The organism is Sphingobium sp. TomMM7A, from assembly GCF_055397305.1.
In genome coordinates this window covers 2561585-2584343 of record NZ_AP027311.1, presented here as the reverse complement: position 1 = coordinate 2584343, position 22759 = coordinate 2561585, and the positions used below count along the sequence as shown (strand labels likewise).

25 protein-coding genes are annotated in these 22759 nt (G+C 62.8%); 11 read left to right on the top strand and 14 right to left on the bottom strand.

The annotated features are described in order from the left end of the window. Nucleotides 1-435: 435 nt before the first annotated feature. Nucleotides 436-699 (bottom strand): 30S ribosomal protein S20, encoded by a 264-nt coding sequence (gene rpsT / locus ACZ5ZH_RS12870; RefSeq protein ID WP_449470969.1) that lies wholly within the window; start codon nucleotides 697-699, stop codon nucleotides 436-438. A 117-nt stretch (nucleotides 700-816) separates the two neighbouring features. Beyond that, nucleotides 817-1629 (bottom strand): bifunctional DNA-formamidopyrimidine glycosylase/DNA-(apurinic or apyrimidinic site) lyase, encoded by an 813-nt coding sequence (gene mutM, locus ACZ5ZH_RS12865; protein ID WP_464771763.1) that lies wholly within the window; start codon nucleotides 1627-1629, stop codon nucleotides 817-819. 120 nt (nucleotides 1630-1749) lie between these two features. Here mutM and ACZ5ZH_RS12860 point away from each other — a divergent pair, with 120 nt between their 5' ends. The 6 genes from ACZ5ZH_RS12860 (at nucleotide 1750) to ACZ5ZH_RS12835 (ending at nucleotide 7002) form a co-directional block, all read left to right on the top strand. Beyond that, nucleotides 1750-2481, top strand: coding sequence for a class I SAM-dependent methyltransferase (locus ACZ5ZH_RS12860; protein ID WP_449470966.1), 732 nt, complete (start codon nucleotides 1750-1752; stop codon nucleotides 2479-2481). Nucleotides 2482-2660: 179 nt separating this feature from the next. Beyond that, entirely contained in the window at nucleotides 2661-4202 is a 1542-nt protein-coding gene (gene ubiB / locus ACZ5ZH_RS12855; RefSeq protein WP_464771762.1) for a 2-polyprenylphenol 6-hydroxylase, read from the top strand. Next, nucleotides 4199-5446, top strand: a complete 1248-nt coding sequence (gene coaBC, locus ACZ5ZH_RS12850) for a bifunctional phosphopantothenoylcysteine decarboxylase/phosphopantothenate--cysteine ligase CoaBC (protein WP_464771761.1) — start codon at nucleotides 4199-4201, stop codon at nucleotides 5444-5446. The genes ubiB and coaBC overlap by 4 nt, the downstream gene beginning before the upstream one ends. Beyond that, nucleotides 5421-5885 (top strand): dUTP diphosphatase, encoded by a 465-nt coding sequence (gene dut, locus ACZ5ZH_RS12845; protein WP_449470964.1) that lies wholly within the window; start codon nucleotides 5421-5423, stop codon nucleotides 5883-5885. Before coaBC ends, dut begins: the two co-directional genes overlap by 26 nt. After that, on the top strand, nucleotides 5882-6649 hold the full coding sequence (locus ACZ5ZH_RS12840) for a HesA/MoeB/ThiF family protein (protein ID WP_464771760.1): 768 nt from the start codon (nucleotides 5882-5884) through the stop codon (nucleotides 6647-6649). The genes dut and ACZ5ZH_RS12840 overlap by 4 nt, the downstream gene beginning before the upstream one ends. After that, nucleotides 6637-7002, top strand: a complete 366-nt coding sequence (locus tag ACZ5ZH_RS12835; RefSeq protein WP_464771759.1) for a DsrE family protein — start codon at nucleotides 6637-6639, stop codon at nucleotides 7000-7002. Before ACZ5ZH_RS12840 ends, ACZ5ZH_RS12835 begins: the two co-directional genes overlap by 13 nt. Here the strand turns inward: ACZ5ZH_RS12835 and ACZ5ZH_RS12830 are convergent, their stop codons facing one another. The 3 genes from ACZ5ZH_RS12830 to ACZ5ZH_RS12820 all read right to left on the bottom strand — a co-directional run bounded on the left by ACZ5ZH_RS12830 (nucleotide 7003) and on the right by ACZ5ZH_RS12820 (nucleotide 9684). Next, nucleotides 7003-8022, bottom strand: coding sequence for a M48 family metallopeptidase (locus ACZ5ZH_RS12830; protein WP_464771758.1), 1020 nt, complete (start codon nucleotides 8020-8022; stop codon nucleotides 7003-7005). 59 nt (nucleotides 8023-8081) lie between these two features. After that, nucleotides 8082-9167 carry a YjgN family protein gene (locus ACZ5ZH_RS12825; protein ID WP_464771757.1) on the bottom strand — a complete coding sequence of 362 codons (1086 nt, stop codon included), beginning with the start codon at nucleotides 9165-9167 and terminating at the stop codon, nucleotides 8082-8084. Between the two features lie 79 nt (nucleotides 9168-9246). Beyond that, entirely contained in the window at nucleotides 9247-9684 is a 438-nt protein-coding gene (locus tag ACZ5ZH_RS12820; protein WP_464771756.1) for an ExbD/TolR family protein, read from the bottom strand. A 162-nt stretch (nucleotides 9685-9846) separates the two neighbouring features. Between ACZ5ZH_RS12820 and thrS the strand changes: the two genes are divergently transcribed. The 3 genes from thrS to ACZ5ZH_RS12805 all read left to right on the top strand — a co-directional run bounded on the left by thrS (nucleotide 9847) and on the right by ACZ5ZH_RS12805 (nucleotide 13191). After that, complete coding sequence (gene thrS, locus ACZ5ZH_RS12815) at nucleotides 9847-11829, top strand: threonine--tRNA ligase (RefSeq protein ID WP_460987310.1); 1983 nt, start codon at nucleotides 9847-9849, stop codon at nucleotides 11827-11829. A gap of 126 nt (nucleotides 11830-11955) precedes the next feature. Continuing rightward, nucleotides 11956-12489, top strand: coding sequence for a translation initiation factor IF-3 (gene infC, locus ACZ5ZH_RS12810; protein WP_449470959.1), 534 nt, complete (start codon nucleotides 11956-11958; stop codon nucleotides 12487-12489). Nucleotides 12490-12807: 318 nt separating this feature from the next. Next, a complete protein-coding gene (locus ACZ5ZH_RS12805; RefSeq protein ID WP_464771755.1) occupies nucleotides 12808-13191 on the top strand; it encodes a VOC family protein in 384 nt (127 codons plus the stop codon). A 58-nt stretch (nucleotides 13192-13249) separates the two neighbouring features. Here the strand turns inward: ACZ5ZH_RS12805 and ACZ5ZH_RS12800 are convergent, their stop codons facing one another. From ACZ5ZH_RS12800 to pabB, 7 genes are all read right to left on the bottom strand, one after another. Next, on the bottom strand, nucleotides 13250-14362 hold the full coding sequence (locus ACZ5ZH_RS12800) for a zinc-binding dehydrogenase (RefSeq protein WP_464771754.1): 1113 nt from the start codon (nucleotides 14360-14362) through the stop codon (nucleotides 13250-13252). 13 nt (nucleotides 14363-14375) lie between these two features. Continuing rightward, a complete protein-coding gene (gene msrA, locus ACZ5ZH_RS12795) occupies nucleotides 14376-15047 on the bottom strand; it encodes a peptide-methionine (S)-S-oxide reductase MsrA (RefSeq protein ID WP_464771753.1) in 672 nt (223 codons plus the stop codon). Continuing rightward, on the bottom strand, nucleotides 15034-15201 hold the full coding sequence (locus tag ACZ5ZH_RS12790) for a hypothetical protein (RefSeq protein ID WP_464771752.1): 168 nt from the start codon (nucleotides 15199-15201) through the stop codon (nucleotides 15034-15036). The genes msrA and ACZ5ZH_RS12790 overlap by 14 nt, the downstream gene beginning before the upstream one ends. A gap of 54 nt (nucleotides 15202-15255) precedes the next feature. Next, on the bottom strand, nucleotides 15256-15435 hold the full coding sequence (locus ACZ5ZH_RS12785) for a hypothetical protein (RefSeq protein ID WP_464771751.1): 180 nt from the start codon (nucleotides 15433-15435) through the stop codon (nucleotides 15256-15258). Between the two features lie 51 nt (nucleotides 15436-15486). Continuing rightward, nucleotides 15487-16689 carry a pyridoxal phosphate-dependent aminotransferase gene (locus ACZ5ZH_RS12780; protein ID WP_464771750.1) on the bottom strand — a complete coding sequence of 401 codons (1203 nt, stop codon included), beginning with the start codon at nucleotides 16687-16689 and terminating at the stop codon, nucleotides 15487-15489. Nucleotides 16690-16928: 239 nt separating this feature from the next. Then, a complete protein-coding gene (locus tag ACZ5ZH_RS12775; protein WP_464771749.1) occupies nucleotides 16929-17552 on the bottom strand; it encodes an aminotransferase class IV in 624 nt (207 codons plus the stop codon). Between the two features lie 18 nt (nucleotides 17553-17570). Next, nucleotides 17571-18752, bottom strand: coding sequence for an aminodeoxychorismate synthase component I (gene pabB / locus ACZ5ZH_RS12770; RefSeq protein ID WP_464771748.1), 1182 nt, complete (start codon nucleotides 18750-18752; stop codon nucleotides 17571-17573). Nucleotides 18753-18846: 94 nt separating this feature from the next. Here pabB and ACZ5ZH_RS12765 point away from each other — a divergent pair, with 94 nt between their 5' ends. Next, nucleotides 18847-19233, top strand: coding sequence for a DUF983 domain-containing protein (locus ACZ5ZH_RS12765; protein ID WP_464771747.1), 387 nt, complete (start codon nucleotides 18847-18849; stop codon nucleotides 19231-19233). A 211-nt stretch (nucleotides 19234-19444) separates the two neighbouring features. Here the strand turns inward: ACZ5ZH_RS12765 and ACZ5ZH_RS12760 are convergent, their stop codons facing one another. Beyond that, nucleotides 19445-19882, bottom strand: a complete 438-nt coding sequence (locus ACZ5ZH_RS12760; RefSeq protein WP_449470942.1) for an acyl-CoA thioesterase — start codon at nucleotides 19880-19882, stop codon at nucleotides 19445-19447. 180 nt (nucleotides 19883-20062) lie between these two features. Between ACZ5ZH_RS12760 and ACZ5ZH_RS12755 the strand changes: the two genes are divergently transcribed. Then, nucleotides 20063-21169: an AI-2E family transporter gene (locus tag ACZ5ZH_RS12755; RefSeq protein ID WP_460987299.1), complete on the top strand. Its 1107-nt coding sequence runs from the start codon at nucleotides 20063-20065 to the stop codon at nucleotides 21167-21169. A 30-nt stretch (nucleotides 21170-21199) separates the two neighbouring features. On the opposite strand, the gene ACZ5ZH_RS12750 is transcribed toward ACZ5ZH_RS12755, so the two are convergent. Next, entirely contained in the window at nucleotides 21200-22615 is a 1416-nt protein-coding gene (locus ACZ5ZH_RS12750) for an FkbM family methyltransferase (RefSeq protein ID WP_464775196.1), read from the bottom strand. Between the last annotated feature and the right edge of the window lie 144 nt (nucleotides 22616-22759).

The following is a 22759-nucleotide window of genomic DNA, read 5'->3' as shown; positions in this document are numbered from 1 at the left end:
AAACAGTCGACCCCCATCAACTGTGCCCCTGCCGGGCAGGGACCATCAGACGCAAAAATCCGTTTGGAAAAGCGGGAGCTTCCCCAACAAGTCTGCGCAAAAACAACCTAATGACGATCACCGGAATCGATTCGAGTGGTGATCAGAGAGATGAAAATAGACAGGCAATCTTCGCCTGATCAAGGGCAAGGCCCTTCAAAAATATGAAATAAAGACGTTGACGCGGAAAACCGGGGAAAATGGCGAAATGAACAGAATATCACGCAAATACAGATACTTAGCAAATATACACCTCTGTGCCCTTTTGCTCGAATCGTGAGGGAATCGCGAGAAACTGCGGATGTCCGTTACGGCCGCGTGACGGAATCATGAAAAAAACCCGCCCCAGAGCGGGACGGGTTTTTCGATTTTTACGTGACGATCGAGTGAAGCGGCTCAGGCGAGCGCGCTAACCCGCTTCGTGAGACGCCCGAACTTGCGAGCGGCGGTGTTCTTGTGCAGCACGCCGCGTGCGACGCCACGAGCCAGTTCAGGCTGGACGGACTGAAGCGCCGTGGCCGCAGCCGACTTGTCGCCAGCAGCGAGAGCGGATTCGACCTTCTTCACCAGGGTACGAATCCGGCTGATGCGGGCGCCGTTGATTTCGGCGCGGCGTGCGTTGCGGCGGATGCGCTTCTTGGCTTGCGGCGTATTGGCCATTTAAAGTCCTCGGTCTCGTCAAATCTCGTGAATAGGGTCAGCCGGAATCGCCAGCCGTCCCTGTGAAGGTGCGCCCCTTACAGGGGATAAGCCAAAGCGTCAACGGGAAGGCGCGTGCTATTTCTGGCATTTCGGGCAGTAGAAAGTCGATCGCCCGCCGTCCACACGTCGCCGGATCACGCCGCCACAGGCGCAGCTTTCGCCTTCCCGGCCATAGACTCGCCACTGTTTGGAGAAATAGCCCAGCTCCCCATCGGGCCGGGCATAATCGCGCAAGGTGGACCCTCCGGCCGCAATCGCGGCTGTCAGCACTTCCCGAATCGCGTCGGCCAGCAGCCCGAGCCGCGCCCGACTGATGCGCCCCGCCTCGCGCGTTGGGGAGATGCCCGCCATGTTGAGCGCTTCGCAGACATAGATGTTGCCGAGCCCTGCCACGATTCGCTGATCGAGCAGCGCCGCCTTGATCGATGTCGCCTTCCCTTTCAGCACCTGCGCGAGATAGTTCGCCGAAAAATCAGGTCCAAGTGGCTCCGGCCCCATGCGGGTGAAGGGACCGTAGGCGTGAGAGCCGTCGGTGCGCACGAGGTCGATCGAGCCGAAGCGGCGTGGATCGTTAAGGGAAAGCAGATGTCCGTTTCCGGTCTCGATCAGAAGATGGTCATGTGTCCCGATCTCGGCAGGATCGATTCGCCAACGCCCCGACATGCCAAGATGAAAGATCAGCGTGTCGCCGCGATTGGTTTCGATGAGCCCATATTTAGCGCGGCGAGACAGCGATGTGACGGTCGCGCCAGTCAGTCGCTGCCGCAGATCGACCGGTATGGGGAAGCGGAGATCCGCGCGGCGTGCTTCGACACGGGTCAGAACCGCGCCCTCCAGCACCGACCGGAGGCCAGCGACCGTGGTTTCGACTTCGGGCAGTTCAGGCATTCAAATCTCTCTTGGATAGCGATCGGATCGTCAGGCCGAATTATGCCGACAAGTCACTGAACATTTTCGCCGATCTGGGGTGTTTCCACCGGACATGCAAATGCTCTAGGAGGCTGGCCCATGAACGACACTGCTTCTTTCGGCTATCGCGACGTGGATGCCTCTGAAAAACAGGGGATGGTGCGCGCGGTCTTTTCCAATGTTGCGTCCAAATATGACCTGATGAACGACGCCATGTCCGTGGGCGCGCACCGGCTATGGAAGGACCAGTTTGTCGGGCGGGTGAAGCCGCGCAAGGATGAAGCGATCCTGGATATGGCGGGCGGCACTGGCGACATCGCCTTTCGCATGGCCAAGCATGGCGCGCACGTCACCGTGTCCGACATCAATCCGGAAATGCTGGCCGTGGGCGTCGAGCGCGCAAAGAAGAAGGGCCTCGAAGGGCTGATCTGGTCGGAGCAGAATGCGGAAGAACTGACGTTCAAGGACCGCAGCTTCGACGCCTATACGATCGCCTTTGGCATCCGCAATGTGACGCATATCGACAAGGCGCTGCGGGAAGCGCACCGCGTGCTGAAATTTGGCGGGCGCTTCTTCTGCCTGGAATTTTCGACGACGACATGGCCGGGCTTTGCCGATGTGTATGATGTCTATTCGCATCGGCTGGTGCCCAAGCTCGGCAAGCTGCTCGCCGATGATGAGGACAGCTATCGGTATCTGATCGAATCGATCCGGCGCTTTCCGCCTATGCCTGAATTTGAGCGGATGATCCGGGAGGCTGGTTTCGTGCAGACGAAGGTCGAGCCGATTCTTGGTGGGTTGGTGGCGATCCATTCGGGGTGGAAGATTTGATGGTGGGGCGACTCACAATGGGGCCGCTCCCTTTCAAGGGAGGGTTCGAAGCAGTCACGTGCCTGCTTCGAAGGGTGGGTGCGCCGCGTGAGCGGCGCTGCTCTGACCTCGCGACGGCAGTCGCTCGCTCCGCTCGCCCCCACCCCAACCCCTCCCCTGAAGGGGAGGGGCTTAGGTAGATGCCATCCCACATCACGCATATTTGGCGGCTGCTGAAATGGGGCCGGACGCTGGCGCGACATGGGGCGCTGCGGGGGATTGAGCGCGATCCGTTGACGCCTACGCCCGTGAGGCGGCTGGTGCGATTGGCGCGGGTGGGGGCACGGGTGCCCAAGCAACCGCGCTATGCCGATGCCTTTCAGGCGATCGGGCCTGCGGCGATCAAGCTGGGGCAGACGCTAGCAACACGCCCCGATCTGGTTGGGGATGAGGCGGCGAACGACCTTTTGCGGTTGCAGGACGCACTGCCGCCCGTGCCTTTCGCCACCATTCGCGCGCAGATCGAACAGAGTTTCGGACGTCCGCTGGAGAGCATCTATACCAGCTTCGATGAAGCACCGGTGGGTGCTGCGTCGATCGCGCAGGTGCATCGCGCCATTACCACGGACGGCCGCGATGTCGCGGTGAAAGTGATCCGGCCGGGCGTCACGGACCAGTTCAACCGCGACATCCAGACCTATGAATGGGCCGCTGCCCATGTGGAAATGTTGGGTGGCGAGGTCGCGCGATTGCGGCCGCGCCTGGTCATCGCCAACATGAAGCGCTGGACCGCGCGCGAGCTGGATTTGCGCCGGGAAGCCGCTTCGGCGTCCGAACTCGCCGAGGCGATGGAGGCGATGCCGGGCTATCGCGTGCCCATGATCGATTGGGATCGCACGACAGGCAAGGTCATGACGATGGAGTGGATCGACGGGATCAAGATTTCCGATCGAGACGCCCTGATCGCGGCGGGTCATGATGTGAAGGAACTGGGCGCGCGGTTGGTCAACGCCTTCCTGCGGCAGGCGATCGCCGAGGGTTTCTTCCACGCTGACATGCATCAGGGGAACCTGTTCGTCACCGCCAATGGCGATATCGTGGCGATCGATTTCGGCATCATGGGGCGGATCGACCGGCGGGCGCGCATGTGGCTGGCGGAGATTCTCTACGGGCTGATCACCGGCAACTATAAGCGGGTCGCCGAAATCCATTTCGAGGCGCAATATGTGCCCGGCCACCATAATGTCGAGGAATTCGCGACCGCCCTGCGCGCCGTGGGCGAACCGATGCGGGGCAAGCCGGTGCGCGAGCTTTCGGTCGGTGGCATGCTGGACGGGCTGTTCGCCATCACCCGCGACTTCGACATGCAGACCCAGCCCCATTTGCTGCTGCTCCAGAAGACCATGGTGATGGTGGAGGGTGTGGCGACCGCGCTCGATCCCGACATCAACCTGTGGGAGACGAGCGGCCCCTATGTGAAGGAATGGCTGCGCGCGGAACTGGGGCCAGAAGCCAAGGCGGCGGATGCGCTGATCGAGAATTGGCGGACGCTTCAGCGGCTGCCCGGCCTTGTGCGCCGGATCGAGGAGGCTTTCCCGGAGAAGGGAGGAGCGCCGCCGCCGCCGCCGCTGACCGAGGTGAGGCTGATCCGCATCGGCGGGGGGTGGCGCTATGCCGCGGTGGCCGGTGTTGCCGCGGTGACTGGAGCGGTCGTTACGGCCCTGCTACATCTGCAACTATGACTCAGCGCCGCATCCTCCTGATCGTCGCCGGTGGCATCGCGGCCTATAAGTCGCTGGAACTGGTGCGGCTGCTGAAGAAGCGCGGCATCGCTGTGCGCGCGGTGCTGACCGACAGCGCGACCAACTTCGTGACGCCCCTGTCGCTTGGCGTTCTGACCGAGGACCATGTCTATGGCGACATGTTCGACCTGAAAGAAGAGCGGGAGATCGGGCATATCCAGCTGAGCCGACAGGCTGATCTGGTCGTGGTCGCGCCTGCGACGGCGAATATTCTCGCCAAGATGGCCAATGGCATCGCCGATGATCTGGCGACGACGCTGCTGCTGGCGACGGACAAGCCGGTGCTGGCGGTGCCCGCGATGAACGTGCGCATGTGGCATCATGCAGCGACGCAGCGGAACTTGGCGCGCCTGCATGCCGATGGCGTGCATCTGATGGAGCCCGATAGCGGCGAGATGGCTTGCGGCGAGTTCGGCAAGGGGCGTTTGCCTGAACCCGAAGCGATCGTGGAAGAGATTGAGCGGTTGCTTGAGCATCCGGCTGCGGAAGATCCGCTTGCGGGGCAACCGGATTTTGAGGGCGCGGACCTACCGCTTAAAGGGCGGCATATTCTGGTTACCGCTGGACCAACGCATGAGCCGATCGACCCGGTGCGCTACATCGCCAACCGCTCTTCGGGGAAGCAGGGCTTTGCCATCGCGGCGGCGGCGGCGCGGGCTGGGGCGCGCGTGACGCTGGTGGCGGGGCCGGTGCATCTGCCGACGCCTGCGGGCGTGGATCGCGTCGATGTGGAAACCGCGCGGGAGATGCTAGCGGCGGTCGAGGGCGCGCTGCCCGCCGATGTGGCGATCATGGTGGCGGCGGTTGCTGATTGGCGCACGGCTGACGCTTGCGAACAGAAGCTGAAGAAGGATGGATCAGGCAAGCCTGCGCCGCTGGCGCTGGTGGAGAATCCTGACATTCTGGGCACCTTGGGCAAACATGCGGGGCGCCCTGCCCTGCTGATCGGTTTTGCCGCCGAGACCGAGAAGGTTGCCGAACATGCTGAGGCCAAGCTGGCGCGCAAGGGTGCGGACTGGATCATCGCCAATGATGTGTCAGGCGACGTGATGGGCGGCGACAGCAACAGCGTGCATATCGTCACGGCGAACGGCATCGAAAGCTGGGAGCATTTGCCCAAGGATGCCGTAGCCACCCGAATCATCGAAAAGGTTGCCAATGTCCTCCCCTCTCTCTCCGATTGAAATCCGTCTGAAGCGCCTGCCCCATGGTGAGGGGCTGCCGGTACCTGCCTATGCGACCGAGCATGCAGCGGGCATGGACGTGGTGGCCGCCGAGGATGTGATCATCGTGCCGGGCGGGCGGCATGCCGTGGCGACAGGCTTCGCGATGGCGATCCCCGATGGTTATGAGGTGCAGGTGCGGCCACGGTCGGGGCTGGCGCTGAAGCATGGGATCAGCCTGCCCAATACGCCGGGCACGATCGACGCGGATTATCGCGGGGAATTGAAGGTCATCCTCATCAACCTGGGCGCTGAACCTTTCGTCATTTCACGCGGTGACCGCATCGCGCAGCTGGTGGCGGCGCCGGTGCAGGTGGCGCGCTTCGCAGAGGTCGAGGAACTGGACGAGACGGTCAGGGGTTCGGGCGGTTTCGGATCGACGGGAGTGAGTAGCTCATGACCCTTTCCGACGAGCAGCTGGAACGCTACGCCCGCCATATCGTCCTCAAGGAGATTGGCGGCGCGGGTCAGGCGCGGCTGCTGTCGGCAGATGTCGCCGTGATCGGCGCGGGCGGCATTGGCAGCCCCGCTATCCTCTATCTCGCGGCGGCGGGCGTCGGCACGATTCGGGTCATCGACGATGATCATGTCGCGCTTTCCAATTTGCAGCGGCAGGTGCTGTTTGGCACCGGCGACATCGGTGTCGCAAAGGCTGAAGGCGCGATGGCGGCGGTGGCGCGGCTTAATCCCGATGTGAAGCTGATCCCCATCAATGCGCGGATCGATGCGGGCAATGCCGCGCTCATGCTGCGGGATGCGGATGTCGTTCTGGACGGGTGCGACAGCTTCGCGACGCGGTTGGCGGTGGCGGATTGCGCGCAGCGGTTGCGCATCCCGTTGGTGTCGGCGGCGGTCGGGCCGTTCGAGGGACAGCTCGCTACCTATCGCGGCTGGGAGAGCGATCAGCCCTGCTATCGCTGCCTTGTCGGCGATCCGCAGGACGCGCCGGAGCGGAACTGCGCCGAAACAGGCGTGATTGGCGCTCTTACCGGCGTGATGGGAAGCCTGGCCGCGCTGGAAGTCATCCGCGCGCTGGTCCCCTTCGGCGCGGACATGGCGGGCAAGCTGATGCTCGCCGACCTGCTCTCCATGCGGTTCCGTACGTTGAGCGTGGCCAAGGACCCCGGCTGCAAGGCGTGCGCCGCCGAACTATGCGCGAACTGAGGATTGTCGTCGCCACGGCTGACGCAGAGCGGCTGCGCGGCGCATTGGTGCTGGCAAGCGCGCAGGCGGCGTTGGGCGGGGCGGCCAGCATCTTCCTGCAACTGGATGCCGTGGCGCTGCTGCGGCAAACCGCTCAAGCGCCAGAGGATGCCGCACATCTGGCGGCGGGCCTGCCTTCCCTTCGCCAATTGATCGCCGAGGCGCTGGCGCTGGATGTCGGCATCCTGGCCTGCCAGAGTGGCATGGCGCTGCATGATGTCGCCGCCAGTGAATTGCTGGAAGGCGTTTCCATCAGCGGCCCCATCGCCTTTCTTCAGCAGACCGGGGATCAGGCGCGCCTGCTCTTCGCCTGATCAGAAGGGCTTTCCCCAGAATTTCGCAACCTTGGGGTCGGCCGCGCAGGAGGAGCGCAGCGCCTGCCATGAAACGCGGTCGAGGGCTGGGCGATAGGCCGAACCCGGCTGGACCGCGTCGGCGAAACGGCGGCGGCGATCGGCGGAGAGCGGGTGCGAGGAGAGCCATGTCATGGCCCTTTCTCCCCGATCTGCCTCCTTGCCGCCGAGCTTTTCGAAGAAGGCCGCGGTGGCGGCGGGGGAAATGCTGGCGGTGCGCATCTGATCGATGGCGACGCTGTCGGCTGCCGCTTCAGCCTCCCGCCCATAGCTGAGCGCAAGCACCCCGTTCAGGTAGCTGCCTGCACCGCCCCCTGCTCCGCCGAGCACAGCGCTAAGGCCCAGTTGGCGGACAAGGCCGGTCAATGTGTCGCGGTGACGAACATGGCCAAGTTCATGGCCCAGGACGCCCGCGACCTCGTCGGGCGAGCCGGCCTGCTGAATGAGGCCGTCGAACAGAATGATGCGGCCGCCGGGCAGCGTTACCGCATTGACCATCGGTATGTTGGCAAGCGTGATTTCGCGCGCTTCATGATGGGGGTCGATCCTCTCCGCCAACGTCCGCAACGCGGCATCCCCGGCGGGCGTGTGGCAGAAGCGACCGCCGAAATCCCCGACCATGGTATCGCCCATCCGGTTTTCCCAGGATTGCGGGATCAGCTGGGCGATGGCGCCGGGGGCTTCGAGCGCACCCCAGACAACCAGTCCCGCCACGAGCGTGAACGCCCCCGCCGCCCGCCAGAAGCCGAAGCGGTCGATCCAGCGGCCATAGCGTTCGCCCCGGGGCAGATGCGCGGACAGACCCGCTGGCGGCTCTCCTGAAAAACCCATGCGCCATCCGGGAATGGCGCTGTGCCCATAGGCAGAACGCCCACTGTCCGCGCCAATCACGGTCAGATCGGACCAGATGGTCGGCGCACCGGCCCATCCGCTTTCCGGTTCCTCCAGCACGAAGCCGTCCCCGACTGGGCGGAGAAGCACGCTCCGCCGGGTCGCCGTGACGCCGTCATAGTGCCAGAGCCGGAAATCGGGCAGACCGGTCAGAAAGCACCTACGTCGAGCGCGTCGAGCAGGCCTTCGCCATGGGGGCTGGTCTTCGTCTGCGACTGGGTAAGTTCGTCAGTAAAGATCTCGCCGGTTGCGTTCATGTGGGTGATAAAGAATTTCCAGTGGCGATATTGGAGGAAGATCGACCCGATGCCGAGGGTGCAGACGACCAGTGCGATGTCGCCGAAGAACAAGGCAAGCCAATCGTCCGTACTGGCCTCAAAGGAAAATTCCAGGCCAGCGAGGGTCAGGTTGCCGATCGTTTCGCGCAGGAAGGCCGCATAATAAGTGAGCGCGATGAGGCCAAGCAAAGCATAGACGCCCACGAAGATGACGATGAATGACAGGATGCGCAGCAGCGGCGGGAAGCTGGATGTCACCCAAACGCCGCCAATGGCCCCTCCGAAAGTGCCCGCCATCGCGACGCCGATCACGACGAAAAGCAGCGGAGCGAGATAGAAGAGCAGGAACCTCTTCATGAGCGGCCGGGCGCGACCGACCGCAACGAATGAATGCGATCCAAAGCTCATCGCGTTCATGCGCCGGTTCCAGAGCGAAACCATCGACCATGGGATGAGTAGGCCCAAGGGTATGTAGGACACTATGGTGCGCCACATATATTGCAGGCCGAAGCCGAAGCCGCTGTCGTCGGCGCCACCTCTGATGCCGTGCCACCAGGTGCGGCTGAACCGATAGCGCAGCGCGCGGAAGCGGGCGACGCCCGTGAGGTAAAAGATAGTGAAGGCCGCCGCCATGGTGAGCCCGGCCGCGAGGCCCGCATGTCCCCGAAGCACCAGCGCCTGCGCGCCGAACTGAAGAAACAGGAAGGGCAAGCCCATGAGCAGCAGCACCATCAGAAATCCCAGCAACAATTCCTTACCGGTGCCCGTCCATTCGAGCCGATCGTCGATGAAGCGCGTATTCGACCAAAGGTAGCGCCGCGTCCGCGTGGTGGCCCAGAAACGATAGATGCCCAGTGTGACGATCGTCAGCAGCAGGTTGGTAAAAGCGATGGGCGCATATTCGCGCCAGCTTCCTTCAAAGGCGAAGCTCTCGCCGTAAAAGCGTTCCTGGTCCATGATCCCCCCGTAGTCCCCGGCAGCAAAAGACTATGCGCCAGGCGACTGGTCAAGAGGGATCATGTTGGCGATCCTTCCGTCAGAAGGTGGCGTAGCGCTCGTTACCGACAAAGCCCATATTTTTGACGCCCGCTCGGCGAATGTCGGCGAGCACTTCGTCCACCACGACATAGCGGGCGTCAGCGGCGGGCTGGAACTGCAACTCCGGTTCGACAGGCTTCGCAAGGGACGCGGCGAGATATTGGCGCAGAGTGAGCCGATCGATTGCCGCCCCGTTCCAGCGCAGCACGCCCTCCCCATCGATCGTCAGCCTGTTCTTGACTGGATTTACCGGCGGCTGCGTCACCGTGTCAGGCGTTTGGGGAAGGTCGACGCTGACGCTGTGCGTCTGGATCGGTATCGTGATGATGAACATGATCAGCAGTACCAGCATCACGTCGATTAATGGGGTGGTATTCATCTCGCCCATCGGTTGTTCGGGCTGAGACGCGTTGGATTGCGCAAAGCTTGAAGCCATGAACCCCTCCTGTTGAATGATATATCAACACATTCAACATGCCTGTATCAGCGTTCCTTGGCAAGGGTCCCTTCTATTGACAGACGGGGCCGCCCATTTATGGGGAAAGTGCGGCATTTTGCGCTGCCATCCAATCACAGAAAGACTTGTCCCTTGTCCGCCATGCTGAAGATCACCCTGCCCGACGGTTCCGTGCGTGAAGTCGCGCCCGGCACTACGCCGGCGGATATTGCAGCGGCGATCGGGCCGGGTCTGGCTAAGGCGGCGATCGCGGCGCGTGTGGACGGCGAACTGCGCGACATCATGCGGCCTCTGGAAGGCGACGCGCAACTCGCGCTGGTGACGAGCAAGGATGAGGCGGACGCGCTGGAACTGGCGCGGCATGACTTTGCGCATCTGCTGGCCGAAGCCGTGCAGGCGTTGTTTCCGGGGACGCAGATCACCTTCGGCCCGGCGACGGACGACGGCTTCTACTATGATTTCGCCCCGAAGGACCGGCCCTTCACGGAAGAGGACCTGCCCGCGATCGAAGCGAAGATGCGGGCGTTGATCGCAGCCGACAAGCCGCTCCGCCGCGAGGTGTGGACGCGCGAGGACCTGATCGCGCGCTGGAAGGCGGAAGGCGAGACGTTCAAGGCGGAATGGGCGGCGGAGCTTCCCGAGGGCGAGGAACTGACGGTTTACTGGTCCGGTGGCGAGTGGCTCGACATGTGTCGGGGGCCGCATCTGGCATCGACCGGCAAGCTCGACCCGAATGCTTTCAAGCTGACCCGCGTGTCGGGAGCTTATTGGCGCGGCGACCAGAAGAACGCGATGCTGTCGCGCATCTATGGCACCGGCTGGCTCAACAAGAAGCAGTTGGACGCGCACCTCATGCGCCTCGAAGAAGCGGGCAAGCGCGACCATCGCAAGCTGGGTGCGGAGATGGACCTGTTTCACCTCCAGCAGGAAGCGCATGGGTCGGTCTTCTGGCATCCCAAGGGCTATCTGATCTGGCGCGAGCTGGAAGCCTATATGCGCCGCGCCATCGATGCGGCGGGCTATCGCGAGGTCAAGACGCCGCAGGTGATGGATGCGCGCCAGTGGGAGCAGTCGGGCCATTGGGGCAAATATCGCGAGAATATGTTTGTCATCCCCGACGAGGTGCCGAACGTCGAAGATGAAGGGCCTCTGGTGTCGGATGATGCCGACTGGATGGCATTGAAGCCCATGAACTGCCCCGCGCATGTCCTGATCTTCCGTCAGGGGATCAAAAGCTATCGCGACCTGCCGTTGCGTTTCTATGAGAATGGCTGCTGCCACCGCAACGAGCCGCATGGCGCGCTGCACGGGTTGATGCGGGTGCGACAATTCACGCAGGATGACGCGCATATCTTCTGCCGCGAGGACCAGATCGTTGCGGAGGTGCGGGCCTTCTGCGAACTGGCGGATCGGATCTACAAGAATTTCGGCTTCACTTACTCGATCAAGCTGGCGCTGCGTCCGGAGAAGCGCTTCGGCACCGAGGAAATGTGGGACAAGGCCGAGGAGGAACTGCGCAACGCCGTCGCCGCTGCGGGGCTGAACACGCCCGAATATGGCTGGGAGGAGCTGCCGGGCGAGGGCGCCTTCTATGCGCCAAAGCTGGAATGGCATCTGACCGATGCGATCGGGCGGACCTGGCAGGTGGGCACGATCCAGTCGGATCGGGTGCTGCCGGAGCGACTCGACGCATCCTATGTGGGGGAAGATGGCGAGCGTCACCGGCCCGTGATGCTCCATCGAGCGATTTTCGGGTCCTATGAGCGGTTCATCGGCATCCTGATCGAACATTATGCGGGCAAATTCCCGCTCTGGCTCGCCCCGGTGCAGGCGGTGGTCGCGACCATCGTTTCGGACGCGGATGACTATGCGGACGCGGTGGTGGAAAAGCTCCGGGCCGCCGGAATCCGCGCCGAAATCGATGTTCGCAACGAAAAGATCAACTACAAGGTGCGCGAGCATAGCCTTGCCAAAGTGCCCAATTTGCTGGTCGTCGGTCGCCGTGAGGCCGATGAAGGCACGGTGGCGCTGCGTGAGTTGGGCAAGGAGGGGCAAAGCGTCCTTGCCGTTGATGATGTCATCCAGCGTCTTGCAAAAGAGGCGCTCGCCCCCGATATGCGGTGAGGCAGCGATGCCACATGGGGCCGGTGATTCCGTAACTGCGGACTTGCCGCCCCTTTCGGCTTTGCGCTAAAGGCCGCCAGAGCCGTTTTTGGAACAATAATAGGAGAAGCCGCTATACGTCCCCCAATGATGCGCCGCCCGATGGCGCCGCCGCCTAAGTCCGGTCCCCGTTACAATGAGTTCATCACCGTGCCCAAGGTGCGCGTGATCGACGACGAAGGCGAAAATCTGGGCGTGATGTTGACGCAGGAGGCCATGGAGCGCGCTTATGAGCTGGGCCTGGACCTGGTCGAAGTGTCCCCGACCGCTGATCCGCCGGTCTGCAAGTTCCTCGACATCGGCAAGTTCAAATATGAGGCCCAGAAAAAGGCCAATATCGCCCGCAAGACTCAGAAGACGCAGGAACTCAAAGAGATCAAGATGCGTCCGAACATCGACGATCATGACTATGATACGAAGATGAAGAAGGTCCATGATTTCATCGGCGACGGCGACAAGGTGAAGATCACCCTCCGCTTCCGCGGTCGCGAATTGTCGCACCAGCAGCTTGGCATGCAACTGCTCCAGCGCGTGGCGGAGAATGTCGGCGAGATCGCCAAGGTCGAAGCCTATCCCCGCATGGAAGGCCGCCAGATGCTGATGGTGCTGGCGCCGAAATAAGGCTTGCCGGTTTTGGCGGATGCTTTTTGGGCGGGGTCTGGGTTCAGGCTCCGCCCATTTGCTATTTAAGGCACCGACGCAGCGGCGATACGCCATCGGCCGTGAAGCATTTCCCGGGATCACATTGATGCGCCGATGAGGATCGACAGCGTGCTCCAGCTGGTTCATGCATAAGGGGCGGCAAAGGCAAGCCGTGGTCTTGTGGAGCTTTCCGAACCATTGGATCGGAGAGTTCGGCTTTTTTATTCGAAGCGTTCCTCAACCGGGCCGGTGAGCCCGGCTGGTTGCGGGCCGCGCGAAATGGCAGAGAGGATGCATATGTTCAGCCACATCATGGTTGGTGCCGACGACATTCAGAAGTCCAAGCAATTTTATGACGCGACGCTGGGCGCTCTGGGCGTCTCGCCGGGTTTCGTCGATGACAAGGGCCGTGTCTTCTACATGACGCCGACCGGCGCGTTTGCCATTTCCAAGCCGCTCAACGGTGAACCGGCCTGTGCGGCCAATGGCGGAACCATCGGCTTTTCTGCCTCTTCGCCCGAGCAGGCCGATGCATGGCATGCGGCGGGGATCGCGGCAGGCGGCACGACTTGCGAAGATCCGCCCGGTGTTCGTGACGGCGGCATGGGCAAATTGTACCTGGCCTATCTGCGCGACCCGGCGGGCAACAAGCTGTGCGTGCTGCACCAGATGGCGGCCTGACGCGACGGGGCTTTTTCAGGAGCGCTGACGCAGCGCTCCTGAACTCCCGCGCTCCAGATCAATTCGGAACGATCAGATATTTCTCGCCGGTGCGCCGGGCATTGTAGGTCAGCACGGCTTCGCGGTTGAGCGCTTCGGACAGCGAGATGTGGCCTTTATAGTGGCTGGCGAAGGTGGTCGTGATATTGTCCATCACGCGCCGCTTCATCCGTTCGATGGTTTCCGGTCCGGCCTTTTGCAGGAAGGGGAAGAGCAGCCAGCCGCCGACAGACCAGCCAAACCCAAAGCTGCGCATCAGGATGGTGGGGGAAAGGTCGAGGGCGCCGTAAATATAGGCTTGCTTGGGGCTGTCGGAGCCATAGCGGCTATAGGGCGCGTCCTTGCTGGCGACCTGTTCCATGGCATGCAGGATCTGGCTGACGAGATTACCGCCACCGATCGCGTCGAAGGCGATGGTCGCGCCGGTGGCTGCGATGGCGGCTTCAAGCTGAGCAGGGAAGCCCTCTGCCGAACTGTTGAGCACATGGTCCGCGCCGATCCCTTCGAGGATCGCCACCTGCGCGTCGTTGCGCACGATGTTCACCAGCGGAACGCCATCTTCCTGAGCGATGCGCACCAGCATCTGACCAAGGTTGGAGGCGGCGGCGGTGTGGACGATGGCCTTGTGCCCTTCCCGCTTCATGGTCTCTATAAAGCCGAGCGCCGTCATGGGGTTGACGAAGGCGGAAGCGCCCTGCTCCGCCGTCACCTCATCGGGCAGGACCATGCAGGCGCGGGCGTTGACGATGCGATATTGCGCGAACATGCCGCCGCTGATCAGGGCGACGCGCTTGCCCAGCAGGGCCTGAGCTTCCGGGGATTCGCCAGCATTGATGACGGTGCCAGCCCCTTCATTGCCGATCGTCATGGGCTGACCCACCCGACCCGCCAGCGCGCGACGGGCCGCGTCAGGCATGAGGGCGACGATCCGGCCTTCGCTGTAATCAGCATTTTCAAGGTCGGCGGAGGCGAAAAGCAGGGCGAGGTCTGACGGGTTGATGGGTGCGGCTTCTACGCGGACCAGCACCTCGTCCGCCCGAGGCGGCGGTAGCGTCTCCTCCGCCAGTTCCACGGTCAGCCGACCATCCTCGTCCAAGGTCGATAGAAGCTTCAATCCTTGGATCCGGGTCATGGCTATGTCCTTTTCAGGCTGAGGGGCGGGCGTTGTAGAGGTTGGGGTACATCGCCTTGAACGCGGCAAGCTTGGGCATGTCCCACCGCTGGATATAGGGATGGCGCGGGTTGCGGGTCAGGAAATCCTGATGATAGGCGTCCGCAGACTGGAAGCCGGTGAAGCGTTCGACCTTCGTCACGATCGGGTCGCGCCACAGTCCCGCCTTGTCCAGCTGCGCCAGATACGCGCGAGCGGCCTTGTCCTGCCCCGGAGTGAGGGGGAAGAGTGCGCTGCGATATTGGGTGCCGCGATCGGGACCTTGATAGTTGAGCGTGGTGGGGTCGGCGATCACCGAAAAGAAGACTCGCAGCAATGTGCCGTAGCTGACCTGCCGGGGATCGTAGGTGACGCGGACGGATTCGGCGAAACCCGTGTCGCCTTCGCTCACACGGTCATAGTCGACCTTGAGGTTGGCAGGGCCGCCAGAAAAACCGGAGGTGACGAGACGGACACCCTTGATGTGGGAAAAGACGCCCTCAACTCCCCAGAAGCAGCCGCCAGCAAAAACTGCGGTCTCCAGCTTTCGGGTTGCTGGAGCATCTATCGCGGGTGCCGGAGCAAGAACGGGGCGCTCGGCGCGCAGGGGAGAGGCGACGGCGGCGGCCGCAGAGAGGGCGATGAGAAAGGCGTTAAAGGGCCGCATTTGAATTCGCCTCGGGGGCGCTGTCGGACGCGGCCATGGCCGGGGTCGTCAGGGCCGGAGGATCGGCGAGGTGGAGGGCGAAGACGCCAGCGGACCCGATCGCAAACCCGCCGAGAAAGCGCAGGAACAGGTCGGATTTCAGGAATGCCAGCATGGCCTTCTTCCTTTCTATCATTTCCCGGAAGGACGGGGATTAGCAGTGGGAGGGTTAGCCTTTGGTGAACGAGGCAGCCCATCCCGTTTCGAATTGAAACGGGATATAGGCGACCTTGTTCTGGCTGCAAGACGGTGCGCCGGACGAGAGTCCGTTTTTTTCGGAGAGGATGAGGGAAACGGCGATGTTGCGCGCCTTTTCCCCTCCACCAGCTTCGCTGTCGAAGAGAGTCACGTGCCTCTCTTCGACCCTCCCCATGCTCAGCATGGGGAGGATTAAAACGACTTATTTGAGGGCGGCGCAGGCTTCCTGGATGCGCTTGCACGCCTTGGCCAGAATTTCTTCCGAGGTCGCGTAGCTGATGCGGAAGGCGGGCGAGAGGCCGAAGGCGGCGCCGTGAACGGCGGCGACGCGGGCTTCATCGAGGAAATAGCCGATGAGCTTTTCGTCGTTGTCGATCAGCTGGCCTTTGGGCGTCGTCTTGCCCATCAGGCCGCTGGCGTCGGGATAGACATAGAAGGCGCCTTCGGGCGTCGGGCAATCGAGGCCCGGCGCGTCGTTCAGCATCGACACGACCATGTCGCGGCGCTTCTTGAAGGCGGCGTTGCGCTCTTCAAGGAAATCCTGCTCACCGGTCAGCGCGGCGACGGCGGCCGCCTGGCTGATCGAGCAGGGGTTGGACGTGGACTGCGACTGGAGCTTGCCCATCGCCTTGATGATCCATTCGGGACCACCGGCGAAACCGATGCGCCAGCCGGTCATCGAGAAAGCCTTTGAGCAGCCGTTGACCGTCAGGGTGCGATCGTAAAGGTCCGGGCACACCTGCGCGATGGTCGCGAAGGGGGTCGGCGCGTACCAGACATGCTCATACATGTCGTCCGTCATGATGAGCACATGCGGGTGGCGACGCAGCACTTCGCCCAGGCCCTTCAACTCGTCGGCCGAATAGGCCGCGCCCGAAGGGTTGGAGGGCGAGTTCAGGATCAGCCATTTGGTGCGCGGCGTGATCGCGGCGTCGAGCTGCGCGGCGGTGATCTTGTAGCCCTGACTCGCAGGGCCTTCCACGAAGACGGGGGTGCCGCCCGCGAAGTTCACGATGTCGGGATAGCTGACCCAATAAGGCGCCGGGATGATGACTTCATCGCCCACATCGACGGTCGCGACCAGCGCGTTGAACAGAGTGTGCTTGCCGCCCGAGTTCACGCTGATCTGGCTGCGCTTGTAGGTCAGGCCGTTGTCGCGGCTGAACTTGAAGGCGACCGCGTCCTTGAGGTCGGCGGTGCCATCAACGTCCGTGTAGCGGGTCAGGTTCTTGCGGATCGCGGCAATGCCAGCTTCCTTGACGAAGTCGGGCGTGTCGAAGTCGGGTTCGCCGGCCGAGAGACCAATGACATCGACGCCTTCGGCTTTGAGGGCATTCACACGCGCGCTCATCGCCAGGGTGGCGGAGGGCTGGATGCGACCGAGGGCAGCGGAAGTCTGGCTCATCGTGACACTCTTTCTGATGAATAGTGAGTCCGCGCGGGCGGACGCGAGGCTCCTTAGTGCGCTATGGCGCGGGGGGCAACTGCCAGATAGTTTTCGTCATTCCAGCGGAAGCTGGAATCTGGGGAGGCTTGGCGTGAGTTGGCCTGAGATCCCAGCTTTCGCTGGGATGACGGTGGTTACACGGTCGGCGGGCTGCTGGCCCACCCCCGACCCCTCCCGCTTGCGAGAGGGGAGAGTTTCTACCTTGCGAGAGAGGCCGCGACCATGCCTCGGGCGGCGTTGCCGATGAAGAAGCCGTTTTCCAAGTCGCGCGGTTTGAGGTCGGCTTCGACCGCTTCGTTCATTTCAATGAGGCTGCGGCGCAGGACGCCGGGCAAGATGCCGCGCGCGAGGGGCGGCGTCACCAGCTTGTCGCCGCGTTCCACGAAAATGGAGGAGAAGCAGCCTTCGGTGAGGAAGCCTTCTTCGTCGGTCATCAGCACTTCGTAAGTGCCGCCGCGCTTCAACGCGTCCCGATAGATTGTCCGGTCGGTGGTCTTGTGCGTGAGGCGAAAGTCATCGGTTCGGCTTTTCCGGGGCACGATCGCCACCTGCATGATCGCCTGGGGCCAGGTGCGATGTTCGCGCACTTCGATGGCGATGGAGCCGCGCCGCGAGACGAGAAGGCGGAGGCGGCTGCGTTCGCGCAGACGGAAAGTCGCGGCCTGTAATTCGTTGCGAACGTCGTGACGGTCGAAGAGGAAGTCGAGTGCCGTGGCACTTTCCTTCAGCCGTTCCAGATGCAGCTCCAGCAACCTGATACCGTCGACCGGATCGAAAGCCATGGTTTCGAGCAGATCGAACCGTCCGTCATCCAATGACATCGAAACTATTCAAGCCCCCTACTGTCCCGCAGTCGTCAGGAAGCGCCCCTTGGCCAGGCATTCCGCCCACTCGGATGCCGCATCCGAGTCCGCGACAATGGCCGAACCCAATCCCAGGCGCCCCTCCTTGCTGCCTTCTTCAACCCAAATCGTGCGAATGGCAACATTGAAGGCAGCGTCTCCGTTCGGATCGATCCAGCCCATGGTGCCGGTATAGATGTCGCGCGGATGTGCCTCAACTGCATCGATAATTTCCATCGCCCGCACCTTTGGCGCGCCGGTGATCGATCCGCAGGGAAAGAGGACGCGCAGGATATCGACGGGCGACAGGCCGGGCAGCAGCCGTGCGCGGATGGTCGAGACCATCTGGTGCACGGTTGGATAGGTTTCGACATGGAAGAGATCGGGCACGATCACGGTTCCGGCGCGCGACACGCGGGACAGATCGTTACGCAGCAAGTCGACGATCATCAGATTTTCGGCGCGCTGCTTGATGTCCTCCTCCAATTCCCGCGCCAGCGCCGCATCGCGCGCCGGGTCGGTGGAGCGGAGGGCGGTGCCCTTCATCGGGCGGGCGGTCAGTTGTCCGCGCACATTGGTGAAGAAAAGTTCGGGTGAGAAGGAGAGGATATTGTGGGCACCGGTGCGGATGATGCCGCCATAGCCCGCGCGCTGGCGGGGACGGATCGCGGCATAAAGCGCCATCAGGTCGCCATCGAAGCGCGCGGCGCAGGGAAAGGTCAGATTGACCTGATAAATGTCGCCTGCCCGGATATAGTCCTGCACCTGGGCGAAGGCCGCGCGATAAGCCTTTTCATCCACCAGCGGCTGCGGCGCTTCTATGCTGGCGGTGGCGGGATCGGGTAGCAGATCCGGCATCAGCGCGGGATCGATCAGCCGATGTCCTTCGAACAGGCCGAACCAAAGGAGCGGCATGGCGGGCGCGTGGTCGCCTTGACGGAGAGCGATCGGCTGTAGGCGATCTTCCAGCATCAGCCCCGCCTCATAGCTCATGTAACCGGCGACATGGAGGCCCATTTCGCCCGCTTCCGCGATGCGGTCGAGGGCGGGCTGCACATCCTCAAGGCAATTGGCGCAGATGATCTCCACCGGGTCGCGGTAGAGACGCGCGGGCGCGGGATTGCGCTCTCGCGCATCGTCGAACAGGACAAAGGCTTCGGAGGCACCCGGCAGTCGCATGGGGGCCGTCTTAACAGCCTTTTGGCGGGGCGAAAGGGAGGTAGGCGCTTAAACCTGTGTTGCGTGGTCCGCCGCGCCGCCATAAGGGCGACGCATGAGCGACCATCCTTCCGCTAGTGCCGCCATGCGACCGCTTCGCCCCGCCTTGACTTCAGGACTGCGCGGCCGTTGCCCCGCCTGCGGCGAGGGCGCGATGTTCGCGGGCTTCCTGAAGCCCAGCCCGGCCTGCAATGCGTGCGGCCAGCCATGGGATGTGTCGCGGGCTGACGATTTCCCCGCCTATATCGTGATCCTGCTGTTGGGGCACATATTGGTACCCTTGATGATCGAGGTGAACCATGCGCTGGCCATCCCGCTGGGGGTGCAGGCGGCGTTGTGGCCGGGGTTGGCCGTGGTGCTGGCAGCGGTGATGATCCAGCCGGTGAAGGGTGCGGTGATCGCGTTTCAGTGGGCGCGGCGGATGGATGGGTTTGCGGGCTGATCTAACTCCACCCCTTCATCACTCCGCTCTCCTTCGGGCTGTCCGAACGAGTCACTTGCCTCGTCCGGATGTCGAAGCCCTTCCCCTTCCCTTCAAGAAGGAAAGCCCTTCGACAAGCTCAGGGCGAACGGGGGTGAGGGAGGTTGGTTCAGGGAGACGGCGCGGGCAAGCCTCACGAGACCCCAGCTTTCGCTGGGGTGACGGTCATGAGTTAGGCCGGCTGGCGCAGGAAGTTGCGCTCCATGGCTTCGCGCAGGCTGGCGTCGATGCTGCGGCGGCCTTCGGAGCCGTGGGTGACGACGGTAGTGTCGCAGGTGGCTACGCAGACTCCCTTCTGGAAGGCGGCGGAGCTGACGGTCCAGCTGGTGCGGCCGATATGGCCGATGCCGCAATGCACTTCGAACGGATAGGGGAAGTGCGATTCCTCGACGAAGTTGAGTGACACGGCGGCGACGAGCCAGCGCACGCCCTGTTCCTGCGGGTGACGGCCGAGATGATGGTGGAAGCGGATGCGGGCGGTTTCGAAGATGCCGGAGATGGCCACATTGTTGATGTGGCCCATCGTGTCGATATCCTGGAAGCGCGTATCGATGCTGGTGATGAAGCTGTAGGCTTCCGGGCTCAGCCGCCAGGATTCGGGTTTTGCCATGTCCTGCTTTCCGATGGTTGTCCTTGAAGCTCTTACGCTTCGCCGACGCGGATTCAATCGCTCAGGGAAAATTGACGCAACTGCGACCTTTTTGACACAGCGGATGTTGGTCGCGGTGCAAAAGCGCCGCCATCGCGCGGGAGATGGACTTTTGCCCCCCATTTCTGCCAAAGCGCGAACATGACCGACAAGCCACAGAATGTCCGCATCGAAGACGGTGTTTTTCTGGGCTTCGTCCTGTTGGTATCGGTGGCCTTTGCGCTGGTGATCGAGCCGTTTTTCGCGGCCATCCTGTGGGGCGTGATCGCCGCCATATTGTTCGGGCCGATCAACCAGAATCTGCTGCGGCAGATGCCGGGCCGCCCCAATAGCGCGGCGGGGCTGACGCTGTTGCTGATCGTGGCCGTCGTCATCCTGCCCGCGATCGTGCTGGCTGTCTCGCTGGTGCAGGAAGCGGGGCTTTTCTACGCCAAGATACAGTCGGGGCAGATCAATATCCCCGCCATGTTCAATGCATTCCGGGCGAACCTGCCGGATTGGGCTTCGAACCTGCTGGCGCGCGTGGGCATCACCAATTTCGCGGCGGTGCGCGACATGCTGGGTCAGGGGATCGCCAACAGCTTCCGGTCCGTCGCATCGCAGGTGTTCCAGATCGGGCAGAGCGCATTCAGCTTTTTCGTGGCGTTGAGCGTCACGCTCTACCTCACCTTCTTCCTGCTGCGCGACGGGCCTGCGCTGGCGGCGCGGCTGGATCGCGCGGCGCCGCTGCGTTCCACCCACCGGCGGGCGCTGATGCAGCAGTTCGTTGTCGTCACCCGCGCCACAATCAAGGGCAGCGTGGTCGTAGCCATCGTTCAAGGGATGATCGGCGGCACTGTTTTCTGGGCGTTGGGGATCACCGGAGCGCTGCTGTGGGGCGTGCTGATGGGATGCTTTTCGCTGATCCCGGCGGTGGGCACGGGATTGGTGTGGGTGCCGGTGGCGATTTACCTGCTGGCGACGGGCGCGGTGGTCAAGGGGATCATCCTGATACTGTGCGGCCTTTTCGTCATCGGCCTGATCGACAATCTGCTGCGGCCGATGCTGGTCGGGCGGGATACGCGTATTCCCGATTATGTGGTGCTGATCACGACACTCGGCGGCATCGACATGTTCGGATTCAACGGCATCGTCATCGGGCCGGTGATCGCCGCGCTGTTCATCGCGACGTGGAACATCGTGACGCGGATGCGGACGGGCAACGGGCTGGAAGGGCCGTTGACGCAGGAAGAGACGCCGTCCGCTTAGGCGGATCGCTGAGGGTTGTACTAACCGCCCTTAGGAGGAGACATTGTCGGCGATATCCTCGGCAAGGCGATCGAGTTCGGCTGGCTGCTTCTTCTTGCTGATCAGGGCGTAGGCCAGTTCGCCCTCCTGCCAATAGGCGACGGTCTTGCCATCGCGGGTGAGCACGGCCGGTTTGGCGGGCGCCACGCCATCGTCGCGGACGGCGAACAGGGATACCGGACGGCTGACGTCGTTGGTGATGGTCATCTGAAGGCTGGGACCGCTGTCGGAAGGGAAAAGCTGGACGTCGGTGATGCGCCAACCCTGCGGCAGGACGGGAAGCGCGATGCGGGCGAAGGAGCCGACTTCGCCGATGTTGAACACCGTGGGCGGGGAACGGCGCAGCGCGTTCCGCATTTCCGCGACTTTGTGCGACTGTAAGGCTTCCTTGATGAAATATTCCTCCGCCTGTCCACGATCGACCGACACGCCCTTGCCCATGGCGAACCAGCCGCCTGCCAACACCAGCAGGGCCGCAGCGACGCGCGCGAGGCGGGATGTTGATCGGGCAAGCGAGAGCGAGACGGGGGCGGCATGAGAAGGCCGCCGACGAAACGGCGTGACGTTAGCACAAGCCGCGACGGTTACTGCGGTGTGAGTCCGGCGGTGGAAAACCGCGTCGAAATGATCGCCTGCGCCGTCACGATCGACGCGGGTGAAGCCATGGCGCTCTAGCAGGGTGAAGACTTCGCCTGCATCAGCACCATAGCGGTGAAGGTTCTGGTTATCGATTTCGACGACCGCTGCACGCGTTTGCGGGAGGGCGAGGATCGGCGCCAGCCCCTGAAGGACGGCATATTCAAATCCCTCCACATCGATCTTCACCGTGATGGATCGGTCGCCGATCAGCTTGAGGAGGCCGGGAAAGTCGCCGATCGACAATGTCATGACCCGTTCCCCCTCCTCCACAGGCTCGCTGGCGATGGAGAAGCGCCCGGAATGCCCTGTCGCGCTATTGTCGAGCAGGTCGGGACGGGTCAGGGCCGCAATGGCCATGTTGAAGGGCAGGACATTGCCAAAGGCGTTCAGGCTGATGTTCCGGACCAGCTTTGCGAAGGTGGAAAAGCAAGGTTCGAAGGCGACCACCAGCCCGTCCGGCCCCACCCGCTCCGCTGCAAGCAGGGTGAAGATGCCGCAATTGGCGCCGACATCGATGAAGCAGTCACCGGGACGGAGGCATTCCACCTCATCGGAGACTCGCGCGCCATATTCCCCGGTCAGCCCGAGCAGATGAGTCCGGTCGCGGACATCAAAGGCCAGTCGGACACGGCCATAGCTCGATCGAATCGGCGTGCCATCCAGCAACCTGGCGAAAGGCGACAACAGCCGCCATTTCCCGCGAAAGCGAGGCAATCGGTGGACATAGAGGTTCAACAGCCAAGGTCGAACCACCCTGAAACCGGGCATCAGCGCACCTCACTTCCCTTATGGCCGGCAATTTACGTTATGCACGATCGTCAGTGGCCGACTTTTCCGGAGTACCCCCGCAGTTGCCCGCCCAGCAGTTAGCGGACATGTATGCACGCCGGGCAATTGCTCCATAGCGCGTCA